General features: G+C 69.4%; 13 protein-coding genes. 4 read left to right on the top strand and 9 right to left on the bottom strand.

Features of this window, described 5'->3' with window-relative positions:
• Positions 1-18: 18 nt before the first annotated feature.
• Positions 19-465, top strand: coding sequence for an NUDIX hydrolase (locus G5C60_RS08305; RefSeq protein WP_165256307.1), 447 nt, complete (start codon positions 19-21; stop codon positions 463-465).
• Positions 466-717: 252 nt separating this feature from the next.
• Positions 718-1,962: an RNA-guided endonuclease TnpB family protein gene (locus tag G5C60_RS08300; protein WP_165256305.1), complete on the top strand. Its 1,245-nt coding sequence runs from the start codon at positions 718-720 to the stop codon at positions 1,960-1,962.
• Here the strand turns inward: G5C60_RS08300 and G5C60_RS08295 are convergent.
• Positions 1,951-2,175 (bottom strand): EF-hand domain-containing protein, encoded by a 225-nt coding sequence (locus G5C60_RS08295; RefSeq protein ID WP_165256303.1) that lies wholly within the window; start codon positions 2,173-2,175, stop codon positions 1,951-1,953. The genes G5C60_RS08300 and G5C60_RS08295 overlap by 12 nt on opposite strands.
• A 55-nt stretch (positions 2,176-2,230) precedes the next feature.
• Positions 2,231-3,178: a helix-turn-helix domain-containing protein gene (locus tag G5C60_RS08290; protein WP_165256301.1), complete on the bottom strand. Its 948-nt coding sequence runs from the start codon at positions 3,176-3,178 to the stop codon at positions 2,231-2,233.
• Positions 3,179-3,234: 56 nt separating this feature from the next.
• Between G5C60_RS08290 and G5C60_RS08285 the strand changes: the two genes are divergently transcribed.
• Positions 3,235-3,900, top strand: coding sequence for a GNAT family N-acetyltransferase (locus G5C60_RS08285; protein WP_165256299.1), 666 nt, complete (start codon positions 3,235-3,237; stop codon positions 3,898-3,900).
• Positions 3,901-3,915: 15 nt separating this feature from the next.
• Here the strand turns inward: G5C60_RS08285 and G5C60_RS08280 are convergent, their stop codons facing one another.
• From G5C60_RS08280 to G5C60_RS08250, 7 genes are all read right to left on the bottom strand, one after another.
• Positions 3,916-4,518: an ADP-ribosyltransferase gene (locus G5C60_RS08280; RefSeq protein WP_165256297.1), complete on the bottom strand. Its 603-nt coding sequence runs from the start codon at positions 4,516-4,518 to the stop codon at positions 3,916-3,918.
• Between the two features lie 90 nt (positions 4,519-4,608).
• Entirely contained in the window at positions 4,609-5,841 is a 1,233-nt protein-coding gene (locus G5C60_RS08275) for a YncE family protein (protein ID WP_165256295.1), read from the bottom strand.
• Positions 5,841-6,608 carry a polysaccharide deacetylase family protein gene (locus G5C60_RS08270; RefSeq protein ID WP_165256293.1) on the bottom strand — a complete coding sequence of 256 codons (768 nt, stop codon included), beginning with the start codon at positions 6,606-6,608 and terminating at the stop codon, positions 5,841-5,843. The genes G5C60_RS08275 and G5C60_RS08270 overlap by 1 nt, the downstream gene beginning before the upstream one ends.
• A 671-nt stretch (positions 6,609-7,279) precedes the next feature.
• Positions 7,280-7,783 (bottom strand): ATP-binding protein, encoded by a 504-nt coding sequence (locus G5C60_RS08265; protein WP_165256291.1) that lies wholly within the window; start codon positions 7,781-7,783, stop codon positions 7,280-7,282.
• Positions 7,784-8,171: 388 nt separating this feature from the next.
• Complete coding sequence (locus tag G5C60_RS08260) at positions 8,172-8,939, bottom strand: enoyl-CoA hydratase/isomerase family protein (protein WP_165256289.1); 768 nt, start codon at positions 8,937-8,939, stop codon at positions 8,172-8,174.
• Positions 8,940-9,068: 129 nt separating this feature from the next.
• Positions 9,069-10,337 (bottom strand): L,D-transpeptidase, encoded by a 1,269-nt coding sequence (locus G5C60_RS08255; RefSeq protein WP_165256287.1) that lies wholly within the window; start codon positions 10,335-10,337, stop codon positions 9,069-9,071.
• A 206-nt stretch (positions 10,338-10,543) separates the two neighbouring features.
• Positions 10,544-11,776 carry a L,D-transpeptidase gene (locus G5C60_RS08250; RefSeq protein WP_165256285.1) on the bottom strand — a complete coding sequence of 411 codons (1,233 nt, stop codon included), beginning with the start codon at positions 11,774-11,776 and terminating at the stop codon, positions 10,544-10,546.
• 343 nt (positions 11,777-12,119) lie between these two features.
• Between G5C60_RS08250 and glgX the strand changes: the two genes are divergently transcribed.
• On the top strand, positions 12,120-14,290 hold a 2,171-nt coding region (glgX, locus tag G5C60_RS08245; protein ID WP_165256411.1), incomplete at its 3' end, for a glycogen debranching protein GlgX.

The following is a 14,290-nucleotide window of genomic DNA, read 5'->3' as shown; positions in this document are numbered from 1 at the left end:
TCGCTACGCCCGCGTGGCATGAGTGACGACGTCCAGAGCCGCGGGCCCACCCGCGATGCCTCCGTCGTGGTGGCCCGCGACTCGGTCGGCCTCGTGGCCATCCTGAGCGCGCATTTTCCCCGGCACGGCGGTGAGTTCCTCTTCCTTCCCGGCGGGCGCAGAGAAGACGGGGAAACCCCTGAGCAGTGCGCCCGCCGGGAACTTCTGGAGGAGTCCGGCATCACCGCTGTGACCTGGAGACCCCTCGGTTCCTACGCCATCACGCTCGACTCGGCCGCACGCGTGCACCTCTTCGAGGCCACCTCACTCACCTGCGGCTCACAGCAACTCACCCCAACCGAGGCGGACTTCAAGCTGTCCTGGTGGCCCATGGCCGACGCCATCAAGGCGGCCGTACACGGCCGATTCCTGCTCCCGACCGGACCATTGGCCCTGCTGCTCGCAGAGGATGGCCGGAGTTACTGAGGTTGAACTCGTGGTGTCGTAGGGGCTGCCTCTGGAGAACCAGACCACCGCGCTGGTCTCCGCCCTGCCCGAACACCGAGAATTGCGTCGGCCGCCCGACAGCAGTCCCCCGGGCGTTCAGGCCGGGAGGAATCACATCCCCGCGCGAGCGGTGCGGAGCACCGCGGCGGCATCCAGCGCGGAGAGCCGGGCAGGCGGAAGTTTCCCGTGTTCGAATGCGAGGCCCACGGGCGGCCGGGTAGCGTCCCGGTTGTGAAGCTCGTGGTGCAAGTGAAGCTGCTGCCGACGCCCGTACAGGCGGCGGCACTCGAGGCGACCCTGCACGCCTGCAACGAGGCCGCCACCTGGGCCAGCCGCCTCGCCTTCGAAAAAGATGTGAAGAACAACTTCGCGCTGCGCAAGCTCGCCTACAGCGAGGTGAAGACCCGGTGGCAGCTGGGCGCGCAGGCGGCCCAGCACGTCATCAAGAAGACGTGCGACGCGTACACCACGCTCAGAGCGAACCTGAAGGCCGGAAACCTGGGCCGGCCCGGCTCCAAGCGCTACCGCCGGGCGACCGAGAAGCCCATCGTCTTCCGCCCTCAGGGCGCGCAGCCCTACGACGACCGGATGCTGTCCTGGCAGATCACCGAGCGGCAGGTATCGATCTGGACGGTCTCCGGGCGGGTCAAGGATGTGGCGTTCACCGCCTCGCCCGAGCAACTGGCCACCCTGGCGCTGTACCGCCAGGGCGAGTCCGACCTGCTGGAGCGGGACGGCATGTGGTTCCTGAACGCGACCTGCGAGGTCCCCGAGCAGGCCCTGAATTCGGATCCGGTGGACTTCCTCGGCATCGACCTGGGCATCGTGAACATCGCCACCACGAGTGATGGCGAGATCATGGCCGGGCGCGAGCTCTACCGCGTCCGGGTCCGGGAACGGAAACTCCGGACCAAGCTGCAGAAGAAGAACACCCCGTCCGCCAAGCGCCGGCTGAAGAAGCGGCGGCGCAAGGAGGCGCGGCGGGCGAAGGACATCAACCACAAGATCGCGAAACATGTGGTGGCCGAGGCAGAACGCACCGGTCGCGGGATCGCCCTGGAAGACCTCACAGGGATCCGCGAACGGGTACGGCTTCGCAAGCCCCAACGGGCCACCCTGCACAGCTGGGGCTTCGCCCAGCTGGGGCAGTTCATCGCGTACAAGGCCCGCAAGGCCGGGGTACCGGTGGTGCACGTCGATCCGGCGTACACCTCCCGCACCTGCGCCGAATGCGGCCACATCGACAAGGCGAACCGGGTCTCCCAGGCCTGGTTCGCATGCCGGAACTGCGGATTCGTTGATCACGCAGACCGGAACGGCTCCCGCAACATCCGCGCACGCGCGTGGGAGTTGTGGCGACGCGGGGCCCAGTCAACGGCCCCTGCCCCACCCCGGCAGCACCGCCGGGGTGGGGCTGGACGCAAACGCAGCATCACACCCAGTGATGCCCGTTGTGCAAGCCCGTCACTTCCGTGACGGGTTGTTGACGTAGTTCCAGAACTCGTCGAACGAGAGAAGCTTGTCGCCGTTGAGGTCACGGTCGGCGATCACGGACTCCGCCACGGACTCGGTGACGTTCCAGTCGCCGCCCTGGGCCAAGGCGGTCTTGAACTCGGCGGCGGTGATGAAGCCGTCGCCATCCGTGTCAATCCGCTGGAACTGCTTACGTGCTTCCTCGATGTCCGCCACCGGGTGCCCCTTCGTGCTGTGTCGCTGTCGACCATGCCTTGCTGTCCGGGTCAGATTAACCGGCTGGCTGAGCACGGAGCGCGGCGACCACCCAGGCGAACTCCTCGGTGTGCGCCGGCTTGGGTTCCTGGCCTCTGATGATCGCGGCCAGTTCGCGGTAGCGGACGGCCTCCGTCCAGGAGCCCGCCTCCAGCCTCTCCAGGACCGCGCCCCGGTCCTGGTCGCCGAGGAGTTCGTCCAGGACGGCGGTGGCCTCGGGGGTGGCCGGGGCAATGCCCCGCTCGCGGGCCCGGCCCACCAGCCCGACCAGACGCTTGGCGAACCAGAGCGAGGCGCCTTCCGGGGTGTCCGGCCCCCGGCCGCGGGCGTTGAACTCGATCGCCTGCCGCATCCGCGCCCGGAACTCCGGATCCTGCATCAGCTCGGCCAGCTCCACCCACGCGTCGACCTGCTCGGAGGTCGGGTCGTCGGGCAGGTCGACGAAGGTGTGCCACATCCGCTTGCGGATCGCGGGGTCCGCGGCATCGAGGCCGCTGAACACCTCGTCCACGAACTCCTCGATGATCCGCCTCCGCTCGGCGGCGGACAGCCGAGCAAGTTTGTTCATGAGTGTCATCTCCTCCGCGGTCGAGCCGCGTCGCGCCACGGTGGACAGCACCGCCCGGGTCACCTTCAGGGCGCGGATCTGCGCGTCCAGCGCCGCCACATGCGTGGCCGCCACCTCCGCGACCGTCGTCTCGCCCGCCATCACCCGGCGTACGTCGTCCAGGCCGAGGCCCAACTCCCGTAGCGTACGGACGAGTTCGAGTCGGGCCACGGCGGCGGCGTCGTACAGTCGGTAGCCGCCGGACGAGCGGGTCGCAGGTGGCAGGACACCCGCATCGGACCAGTAACGGATGGTGCGCACCGACAGGCCGGTGTTCCGGGAGAGCTGCCCGATGGTGAGCAGCCCGGTGCCGTCGTACGGGCGGCCTGGGGGATGTCCCCCTTGAAAACGCAGCATGCGTCGAGTCTGAGCCTTCCAGCGGGTGGAGGCTCAAGAGGCGGAGGGGCATTCACATGGAGCACGCGGAGCACAGGGAGCACACGGAGCGGACTCTGCGGGGCATTCTCGACGCGGCGGCCCGTGGTGAGTTCCCGCCGGCGGACGGCGGCACCACAATCGTGCCGCAGCACGGTCACCGGGACGCGGGCGTCATCGCCTTCACCGCGCACTCCGTCGTCTTCACGGACGAGGATCCCAAGTGGGTACGTACGCTGCTGCGGTCCCTGGACTGCGATGCCCTCGCGGCGACCATGAACCCGCGGTTCCTCGCCGCCTTCATGGACCGTACGGGTCGTACGACGGACACCATCGATCTGCTGACCGTCGCGCCACCCCTGCCGGGTCCGCCGCCGCTCGCGCTGTCCGAACTCGACGATCCCGACCACCCCCGGGTCGCCCGCGCCCGCAAGCGTCGCGACGACGTGCGCGTGTGGGCCGCCGACGGTGGCGTACTCGTCCTGGGCCGCGGGGTCGCCGGGCGCCTGGAGGCGGCCATTGAGGTGGACGAGGGGGTACGGCACCGGGGGCTGGGCCGGGCGCTCGCCTCGGCGGCGCGGCAGCTGAGCGCGGGCGAGCCGGTCTGGGCCCAGCTGGCCGCCGGGAACGCCCGCAGCGTACGGGCGTTCCAGGCGGCCGGATACCGCCCGGTGGGGGCGGAGGCGCTGCTCATCGCGCCCTGAGGCGCGGAGGTTCGCTCAGTGCCAGGGCTTGTAGTGCGGGTTGCTCTCGCAGTCGCTCATGATCTCGGTCTTGGTCTTCTTGTCGACCGGGCAGACGCCGATGATGTACTGCCGCGCGATACCGCCGGGGAAGGCGACCTCGACCTGGTCGGCCCACTTGTGGGTGTCGCCGATGGTCTTGTTGACGTCCACGCCGCCGGGGGCGTCGATGTAGTAGTTGTATCCGCTCTTCCACCACGTTTTGTAGAGGTCGTGGTCGTAGGACGTGGAGACGTACGGCGAGGACTGGTTGACGAGGACGTACTTCTCGATGTCGTACTGGCCGTTCACCACGTCCCTCGGCCGGAAGCCCTGCTCGAAGACGACGGAGGGGCCGCGGCTGTCGCTGCGGTAGAGCGTCCCGCAGGTCTTGCGCCAGACGGGCTCGGGCGTGATGCGGTCGACGTCCACGCGGGGGTCGGCGGCCGCGTGGACCGGGTTGTCGAACCGGGTGCAGGCGGGGGCGGCGGCGGTCTTGACCGGCGCGGTGGCCGGGAGTGTCGCGGCCGAGGTGGCGAAGACGGCCGAGAAGGACAGGAGGACGGCGGCGGCCCGCCGCCGCAGGCGAGTTGTGATCATGAGGAGCACGATCTCGGTTCTGCGGCGACGGGCCGTGGACCGTCACTCGTACGGCGGCGTGTCAGGTGCGAGAGGTCAACTGCCGTTGCCTCACCGGAAGATGCCCGTGTGTCCGAGCGAGTAGCGGCCCGGCTGCGGGTAGACCGCGAGGCCGTGCGGGCCGGCGCCGACCGGGATGCGGGCGAGCTGGGTGCCGGTGCGGGTGTCGATGGCGTACACCTCGGAGTCGTAGCGCCCGGAGAGCCAGAGGACCTTGCCGTCGGCCGAGACGCCGCCCATGTCGGGGCTGCCGCCGTCGGGCAGGTGCCACTTCTTGGTGAGTTTGTTCTTGGTGAAGTCGAAGACGGAGACGGTGCCCTCGCCTCGGTTGGAGACGTACATCTCGCGGGAGTCGCGGCCGACATACAGGCCGTGGGTGCCCTTGCCGGTGGGCAGGAGCTTCGGGGTGTCGAACTTCTCGCCGTCGAGCACCCACATGCCGTCGGCCATCATGTCGGCGATGTAGAACTTCTTGCCGTCCGGCGAGATCTTCACGTCCTGCGGCATGGCCCCGTCGAAGGGCAGCTTCTGCTGGCCGACGACCTTCATCTTCTCCGTGTCGACCTTGAGGAGTTCACCGCTGAACTCGCAGGAGACGATGAAGTAGCGGCCGTCGAGGGAGAAGTCGGCGTGGTTCACGCCATAGCAGCTGACCGGTTCGGTCTTGACGCGCTTCATGGTGTGCGGGTGGCGGAAGACCAGCTCGCGGTCGAGGGAGGCCATGACGACGGCGTGCTTGCCGTTCGGCGTGAAGTAGAGGTTGTACGGGTCGTGCACCTCGACCTCCTTGCCCGCCTTGCCGGTCTTCGGGTCGATGGGGGTGAGTGTGTGGCCGCGGTTGTTGTTGACCCAGAGCGTCTTCATGTCCCAGGAGGGGACGACGTGTTGGGGCTGGCGGCCGACGGGGATCGTCTCGATGATCTTGTACGTCTTGGGGTCGATGACGGAGACGGTGTCGGACTCGGTGTTGGGGACGTAGACGCGGGACGGGAAGTTCCTGACCACCGGGGAGAGCTTGTTGGGGCGGTCGGCGGCGTAGACGTCCTTGGGGTCGAGGACCGGGGGCATGCCGGGCAGGCCCTTGATCGCGGGCATGGCGGGTGCGGCGGGCTTGGTGGCCCTGTCCGCGCCGTGGGCCTTCTGCGTCTGGTCCTTCGTCTGGTCGGTCGCCTGGTCCTTCGTCTGGTCCTTGGACTCGGTTCCGCAGGCGACGAGGGCCGCGACGAGGACGGCGCCGGCGATCAGGGCGCGCCGGGTGAGGTTTCGGTGCGTCGTGTGGGGCATCAGCTCAGCAACTCCGTGGTGGTCACCGCGCGCAGGCCGCGGTGGTCGAGTTCTTCCAGGACGGCGGGGAGCGCCGCGACCGTGTCCGTGTACCCGAAGTGCAGGCTCACCACCGAGCCGTTGCGGATCTCGGAGGTGATCTTGCGGGTGACGGCCGGGGCGCCCGGCGAGGTGAAGTCGAGCGAGTCGACGTCGTAGGCGAGGACGTGCGGGTAGCCCACGCGGCGGGCCAGACGTTCGACGAGCGGGGAGGCCCGCGCGGCGCGCGAGGGCCGGAACCAGGTGCCGATCGATCCGGTGAGCCGGCGCAGCCGCTCGGCGCACCGGCTGATCTCGGCGTACGCCTCCGCCTCGGGCAGCGCGTTGATGTCGAGGTGACGCTGGGTGTGGTTGCCGAGGTCGTGTCCGCCGTCGAGGACCCGCCCGGCCAGCTCCGGATGCGCGTCGAGCCAGTTGCCGACGGCGAGAACGGTGACGCGGGCGCCGGCCTTCTCGGCCGCGTCGAGCAGCGCGCGGGCGGTGGCGGGGTCTCCCTGCCCGTGGAAGGTGAGCGCGACGCGGGGCTGTCCGCGGGGGCCGTGCCCGATCTGGACGGGGTACCGGGGGAAGGCGCGGGGTGCGGGCGCCTGCGGGGACTTGGACGGCGAGGCGCTGGGGCGCGCGACGGCGGTGCGGGTCGCGGAACACCCGGCGAGCGCGCCCACCGCGGCGAGTCCCGCACCCGCCCGGAGGGCCGAACGTCGGTCGATCGTGGTCACCCGTGCCATTTAAAGGCGTTTGGTGCCGAATGACGGCCATTGGGCTGTTTGACGGAGGGTGCGGGTCGCGCGGGCCGCGCGGCACGCGGAGGGTGCGGGTTGCGCTGGCCGCGCGGCGCACGGAAAGTGCGGGTTGCGCTGGCCGCGCGGCGCACGGAAAGTGCGGGTTGCGCTGGCCGCGCGGCGCACGGAAAGTGCGGGTTGCGCTGGCCGCGCGGCGCACGGAAAGTGCGGGTTGCGCTGGCACGCGGCAACAGAAGGTGCCGGTCACGCGGGCGCGCAGTACACAGAAAGTGCAGGTTGCGCTGGCCGCGCGGCACACAGAAGATGCGGGTCACGCGGGCGCGCAACACACAGAAAGTGCAGGTCACACGGCCGCGCAGCACACAGAAGATGCGGGTCACGCGGGCGCGCAGCAACAGAAGGTGCCGGTCACGCGGGCGCGCAACACACAGAAAGTGCAAGTCACACGGCCGCGCAGCACACAGAAGATGCGGGTCACGCGGGCGCGCAGCACACAGAAGGTACGGATCGCGCGGTCGCGCAGCACAGGGACCGACACACGCGCAGGACCAGGGCCAGGACCACCCAGTGTTCAGCACAACACCAGGACCAAGACCACCCGGCGTTTGCGGGATGGGCGGGCGCCGGGCGGACCACCCGGGCCGACCACGGAGTCGTCAGTGGTCGTTGACGCGCATTTCGAACCAGGTCGTCTTGCCGCGGGGCAGCAGGTCGACGCCCCAGCGGTCGGAGAGCTTGTCGACTAGGAACAGGCCGCGGCCGCTGAGGTCCATCTCCTGGACGGGCATGAGACAGGGCAGCCCACGGGACGGATCGCGGACCTCGATACGGATCCAGCCCCGGCGGCTGCGCATACGGAGGCCGAAGACGCGGGCGCCGGTGTGCCGTACGGCGTTGCCGACCAACTCGGAGACCAGCAGCACGGCATCCTCGGTGATCTTCGGGGAGAGCCCCCACTCACGCAGGACGACGACCTGGGTCAGCCGACGCGCGGTGGCCGCCGACTCGGGGCGGGACGGCAACGGAACCTCGGCCTCCGTCGGGTTGCCGAACAGCTCCAGCGCCTTCAGCGCGCGTTCGTCCTCGACACCGGGCGACCAGCGCGCCGCGGTCGCACTCGCGTGCCGCCGCGGCTGTTCCGTACCCTCCAGCCCCGCCATGACCCCATCATGGCCGCCCAGAACCCCCTTCGGGGCGGTTCCAGAGGAATACGCCCCCGGGAACCTCCCGTTCCAAGCCACCCGACCGGCATATGTCACAGGCATTTCATGACACGTGACAACCTGCATGACCTGCACGTATGACCTACTTGCGGGCAATCGCCGACCGCTCCCGACAAGGCGGCCTTAAGGCTGCCTTAAGGCTCATATAAACCGCCCCTTTGAGGGACACCGGGTAAGACATCGCGTCAACTGCAAGTTGATCAGGGGTACTTGATGAGTGACTTCGGCGACACCTGAAGCGACGGCAGCCAGGTCCGAAGTCCCGTCAGAGGAACTCATCCGAAGTCCCGTCAGAGGAACTCATCCGAAGTCCCGTCAGAGGAACTCAGAGGAACTTCGCCTTCCCCGGCCCCTCCTCCACGAAGCTCCGCATCCCCCGCTCCCGGTCCTCCGTCGCGAACAGCCCCGCGAACCAGTTGCGTTCCACCGCGAGCCCGGTCTCCAGGTCCGTCTCGAGACCCACGTCCACCGCCTCCTTCGCGGCCCGCAGCGCGAGCGCCGGACCCTGCGCGAGCTTGGCGGCCCACGCGTGCGCCTGCTCGTACACCTCGGCGGCGGGCACGACCCGGTCCACCAGGCCGAGCGCGAGGGCCTCGTCGGCCTTCACCATGCGGCCGGTGAAGATGAGGTCCTTGGCGCGCGACGGCCCGATCAGGCGGGACAGCCGCTGGGTGCCGCCGGCGCCGGGGATCAGCCCGAGCAGGATCTCCGGCTGGCCCAGCTTCGCGTTGTCCGCCGCGATCCGGTAGTCGGCGCACAGCGTCAACTCGCAGCCCCCGCCCAGCGCGTAGCCGGTGATGGCGGCCACGACCGGCTTGGGGATACGGGCCACGGCGGTGAAGGAGTCCTGCAGGTCCCGGGAGCGTACGACCATCGCCGTATGGTCCATGGCCTGCATCTCCTTGATGTCCGCGCCCGCCGCGAACACCTTCTCACCGCCATAGAGGACCACCGCGCGCACGTCCTCGCGTCGCGTGGCCTCCTCCGCGAGCTCCTTGAGCCGGTCCTGCGTGGCGACGTCCAGCGCGTTCATGGGCGGACGGTCGAGACGGATCGTGCCGACACCTTCGGCAACTTCGAGATGCACAGTCATGGGGGAAGGTTAACGGGCACTAACGGCAATGGGCCCGGTGTGCTCAGTCACAGCACACCGGGCCCGTACGACCGGCAGTCGTCCACACCGTACGACCGCCCGTCGTCTACGCCTGACGACCGGAGTCGCTCACCACTTGTCCCAGGGCATGTTCCAGCCGTTGAGCCCGTTGTCCGGGTCGATGATCCGGTCCCTGGAGTTCTTCACGATCACCACGTCGCCGACCATCGAGCGGTCGAAGAACCAGCCCGCCGGAGTCGTGGAGCTGCCGCCCTTCAGGTCGCGCAGGCCGATGCAGCCGTGGCTGGCGTTGTAGTTGCCGAAGGCGTCGCCGCCCCAGTAGTTGCCGTGGATGAAGGTGCCCGAGGTCGACAGGCGCTGAGCGTGCGAGACGTCCTCGATGTCGTACTCGCCGCCGTAGCCGACCGTGTCGCCGTTCATACGGGTCATCTCGAGGCGCTCGCTGATGACCATCTGGCCGTTCCAGGTCTCGTAACCCGGCTTGCCCGTGGTGACCGGGATGGTCTTGATGACCTTGCCGTCGCGCTCGACGGTCATCTTCTTGGCCTTGACGTCGACGGTGGAGATCTGGCTGCGGCCGATGGTGAACTCCACGGTCTTGGTCTGCTTGCCGTAGACGCCGGGCCGGCCCTTCACGCCGTCGAGGTCGAGGTCGACCGTCACCTTCGTACCGGGCTTCCAGTATTTCTCCGGACGGAAGTCCAGACGGTCGTTGCCGAACCAGTGGCCCTTCACGTCCACCGCGGGCTCCGTCTTGATGCGGATGGCCTTCTCGACGTCCTCGGGGTGGGTGATGCCCCGGGTGAAGTTGAGCGAGAAGGGCATCCCGACGCCGACCTTGGAACCGTCCTCGGGCGTGAAGATGCCGACGAAGGTGTTCTTCGGGGTCAGCGTGGTGAAAGTGGACTCCTCGGTGGCCTGACGGCCCTCGGAGTCCTTGGCCGTCGCCTTGACCTTGTACTTCGTGGCGGACGCCAGGTGGTGGGCGGGTGTCCAACTCGCCCCGCCGTCAGCGATCTTGCCCTCGACCGGCCTGCCCTTGGTGTCCTCGACCTTGACCTCGGTCAGCTTGCCCTTGGCCGCGGATATCTTCAGGGCCCCGCTGGTGTCCACGTCGTCGGCGCTGTCCTTGGGCGCTATGGTCACGACGGCCTGTGAGGTCTTGGTGTCGGCCTGGTCGGAGCCGCCCTTGCCCTTCTTGCCGTCGCCGGAGCCGGAGTTGGAGTCCGAGCCCCCTCCGCCGCCGCACGCCGTCACGGCGAGCAGCAGCACGCCGAGTATCAGCGCCAGAAGCCCCGTACGTCCGCCCCGGCCGCGCCCCCGCGGCTCCCCGGTGCGTGCGCCAACCGACGCCCCCGATATCGGTCGCCCGTTCAAGTTGTTTCTCCCCTCGCACGGCCCGTCAGCCGGGCCCGCACTGCGGCGCGTCCCACGCGCGCACCGCGTCAATTAACCATATGACCAGCATTGGTGGCTCCCCGTAATTGTCACTGTTCAGTCCCAAGTTCAACTGAAAGCGATCTCGCGTTCACCTCGGTCCGGGCGCCGCCACGGCTGTCCTGCGCATACCCCCCGATGTCCGTCTACCTCACGGCAGAACCGGCTTTCCACTTCTTCCATGCCATGTTCCACCCGCCGAGTCCATTGTCAGGAGCGACCTTTTTGTCATCGCTGTGGACGACCTCGACGACGTCACCGACGAGGCTGCGGTCGAAGAACCAGCCCGCCGGGGTCGCGGAGCTGCCGCCTTTCACATCGCGCAGGCCCACACAACCGTGGCTGACATTGGCGCTGCCGAACACGCCCCGCGCCCAGTAGTTGCCGTGCAGGAACGTCCCGGAGGTGGTGAGCCGCATCGCGTGCGGGACGTCCGGGATGTCGTACTCGCCCTTGCCGTCGGCTTCCTTGAAGCCGACGGTGGCGCCGTTCATCCGGGTCACCTCGTGCATCTCGGTGACCACCATCTTCCCGTTGTACGTCGTCGTCTCGGGAGCGCCCGCGGTGATCGGCACGGTGGCGAGGAGCTCGCCGTCGCGGCGTACCTCCATGGTGTGGTCGGCGGCGTCGACGAGGCTGACCTGGCTGCGTCCGACGGTGAAGGAGAAGGTCCTGTGCTGGAGCCCGTACACGCCGGGCGCCGCCTCGACGTCCCGCAGCCGCAGGCCGACCGTGACCTTCGTGCCCGGCTTCCAGTACTTCTCGGGCCGGAAGTCCAGGCGGTCCTTGCCGAACCAGTGCGGGCGGATCTCGACGGCCGGTCTTGACGTCACGTCGATCGCGCGCTCGACGGCCGCGCGGTTCTCGATCTCGCGGTTGAAATCCAGCGAGACGATCATGCCCGTGCCGACGGTGGAGCGGTCCTCGGGGGTGACGTATCCGACGAACCGCTCGTCGGGGACGTACGTCGTGAACGTCGCGTGCCGCACCACCCGCCGCCCGTGCCCGTCGAGAGCGACCGCGTCCACCGTGTACTTGGCGGCCAGGGTCAGCCTGCCGTCGCCGTCGGGCCGCCAGGTCATGCCGTCCTCTTCGATGTGCCCGGGTACCGGGGACTCCTGCGCGTCCTGGGACTTGACGACCTTCACGGACTCCAGGCGCCCGGCCGACACCCGTACCTTCAGCTCCTCGTCCGGGCGTACGGCCTTGCTGCCGTCGTCCGGCCAGACACCGATCGCGTCCTCGGGAGAGCGGGGCTTGCCGAGCATGCTGTCGAGCCCGTTCGAGGTGCATCCCGAGGCCGCGGCCATGAGGCCCGCCCATGTCAGTACGGCCGCCAGCGCGACCCCCGCGCGCCGTGCGCGCCTGTGTGCGTCCATCACGACGGGCCCAACGACGTGCCCCTCCTGCGGAAACGACGTGCCCCTTCCTGGGGAAACGTGAGTGCGAGCCCCGCTCTGGGCAGAACAGTGGGAGGACGACGCGACGATGAGCGGCAGCCGGGACGCTGCACGCTCTTCTTGGCGCCGTTCAACCGAGCCGCTGGAGGTTGAACAGGTGTCGAGCGCACCCGAGCAGGAGGCAGATCAGGAGGGGCGCGCCCCGGGCGCCGGGCTGCCCGGTCAGCAGGAGCGGGCCCCTGGCAACGGGCTGCCTGCTCCGGAGGGGCATGTCCCTGGCAACGGGCTGTCCGCTCCGGAGGGGCACGTCTCGGGCAGCGGGCTGTCCGCTGTCGAAGGCCGGGCGCCGTCCGCCGTGCTGAACGGCTCGGCGCGTACGACGCCTGCCGTGCCCGTGTGGCCCGGGGCCCCGACCCCGCTGGGGGCGCGCTTCCGGGTCGGCCCCGACGGTGTCGCGGGCACCAACTTCGCGCTGTGGGCGGGCGGCGCGGAGTCGGTCGAGGTGTGCCTCTTCGACGACGCGGGCGACGAAGGCGTCGAGAGGCGGCTGCCGCTCACCGAACTGACCCACGAGATCTGGCACGGCTTCGTACCCGGCGTGCGGCCCGGGCAGCGGTACGGCTTCCGGGTGCACGGCCGCTGGGACCCGTGGACCGGCGCCCGCTGGAACCCCGCCAAGCTCCTCCTCGACCCGTACGCACGCGCAGTCGACGGCGACTTCAGCCTGCCCCCCGAGGTGTACGGACACGTCCGCGACTGGCCGCAGCAGCAGGTCGCCGACACCGTGCGCGACGACCGGGACTCGGCGCCGTACGTCCCGAAGGGCGTCGTCGTCCACGATGACGCAGCCGACGACGAGTGGATGGACGACCGCCGCCCGAAGACGCCGTGGGCGGACTCGGTGATCTACGAGCTGCATGTGCGGGGCTTCACGCGCCTGCACCCGGACATTCCCGAGCAACTGCGGGGCACGTATGCCGGGTTGGCGCATCCCGCGGCCATCGACCATCTCGTACGCCTCGGAGTGACCGCCGTCGAGCTCCTGCCCGTGCACCAGTTCGCGCACGAGGACCATCTGCTGCGGCGGGGACTGAAGAACTACTGGGGCTACAACTCCATCGGCTACTTCGCCCCGCACGCGGCCTACGCGGCCTCTGGGACGAGGGGCCAGCAGGTCGGCGAGTTCAAGCGCATGGTGCGCGCACTGCACGCCGCCGGCATCGAGGTCATCCTCGACGTGGTGTACAACCACACAGCCGAGGCAAGCGAGTTGGGCCCGACGCTGTCGCTTCGCGGCATCGACAACCGCGGCTACTACCGACTCCAGGAGGACGCCCGCCGGTACGCGGACTACACGGGCTGCGGCAACACCCTGCACGTCGTCCAGCCGCACGTCCTGCGCCTGATCACGGACTCGCTGCGCTACTGGGTGACGGAGATGGGGGTGGACGGTTTCCGCTTCGACCTGGCGGCGGCGCTGGCCCGCTCGATGCACGACGTCGACATGCTGTCCCCCTTCCTCGCCGTCATCGCGCAGGACCCGGTCCTGCGGCGCGTGAAGCTGATCGCGGAACCGTGGGACGTGGGGTCCGGCGGCTATCAGGTGGGGGCGTTCCCACCCCTGTGGACGGAGTGGAACGACCGCTACCGGAACGCGGTGCGGGACTTCTGGCGGGGCGCCCTGCCGGATGTACGGGACCTGGGGTACCGCCTGTCGGGCTCCAGCGACCTGTACGCCTGGGGAGGCCGCCGTCCCTACGCCTCCGTGAACTTCGTGACCGCCCACGACGGCTTCACCCTCCGGGACCTCGTGACGTACGAGCGCAAGCACAACGAGGCCAATGGGGAGGGGAACCGGGACGGCACCGACGACAACCGGTCCTGGAACTGCGGAGTGGAGGGGGAGACGGACGACGCCCACATACGCGGCCTGCGGCGCCGCCAGTTGCGGAACCTGCTGACGACGCTGCTGCTGTCCACGGGCGTACCGATGCTGGTCGCGGGTGACGAACTGGGGCGGACCCAGCGGGGCAACAACAACGCGTACTGCCAGGACAACGAGATCGGCTGGGTCGACTGGGGGCTGCTGGACGATCCCGGCTGGCGGGCCCTGTTCGACCTGACGTCCCGCCTGATCGCGCTCCGCCATGAGCATCCGGTGCTGCGGCGGCGGGCGTTCTTCTCCGGGCGGGCCCAGTCCACGGACGGCTTGCGGGACTTGGCGTGGTTCACGGCGCAGGGGGCGGAGATGACGGAGGGGGACTGGTACGCGCCGGCTGCCACGCTCGGCATGTACTTGTCCGGCCGCGACATCCCTGGCCGGGACGCGCGTGGGGCGCCGATCACGGACGACAGTTTTCTCGCGATCCTTCATGCCGGGGATCGGCCTACTCGCTTCGTCCTTCCCGGGGCGCCGTGGGCGGAGAGTTACGAGGTCGTGGTGGATACGTCGCGGGAGGAGCAGGGGGAGGCGCCGGGGGTGGTCCATCGGGC

The organism is Streptomyces scabichelini (assembly GCF_011045015.1).
GTDB lineage: Bacteria > Actinomycetota > Actinomycetes > Streptomycetales > Streptomycetaceae > Streptomyces > Streptomyces scabichelini.
Note: the sequence above shows the minus strand (reverse complement) of the source record. Positions and strands in the feature narration are given on the sequence as shown.

Excerpts from the sequence above, each read along its gene's own strand:
- G5C60_RS08305 (WP_165256307.1), top strand. The coding sequence starts at position 19 with ATGAGTGACGACGTCCAGAGCCGCGGGCCCACCCGCGATGCCTCCGTC.
- G5C60_RS08290 (WP_165256301.1), bottom strand. The coding sequence starts at position 3,178 with ATGCTGCGTTTTCAAGGGGGACATCCCCCAGGCCGCCCGTACGACGGC.
- G5C60_RS08285 (WP_165256299.1), top strand. The coding sequence starts at position 3,235 with ATGGAGCACGCGGAGCACAGGGAGCACACGGAGCGGACTCTGCGGGGC.
- G5C60_RS08280 (WP_165256297.1), bottom strand. The coding sequence starts at position 4,518 with ATGATCACAACTCGCCTGCGGCGGCGGGCCGCCGCCGTCCTCCTGTCC.
- G5C60_RS08275 (WP_165256295.1), bottom strand. The coding sequence starts at position 5,841 with ATGCCCCACACGACGCACCGAAACCTCACCCGGCGCGCCCTGATCGCC.
- G5C60_RS08270 (WP_165256293.1), bottom strand. The coding sequence starts at position 6,608 with ATGGCACGGGTGACCACGATCGACCGACGTTCGGCCCTCCGGGCGGGT.
- G5C60_RS08265 (WP_165256291.1), bottom strand. The coding sequence starts at position 7,783 with ATGGCGGGGCTGGAGGGTACGGAACAGCCGCGGCGGCACGCGAGTGCG.
- G5C60_RS08260 (WP_165256289.1), bottom strand. The coding sequence starts at position 8,939 with ATGACTGTGCATCTCGAAGTTGCCGAAGGTGTCGGCACGATCCGTCTC.
- G5C60_RS08250 (WP_165256285.1), bottom strand. The coding sequence starts at position 11,776 with ATGGACGCACACAGGCGCGCACGGCGCGCGGGGGTCGCGCTGGCGGCC.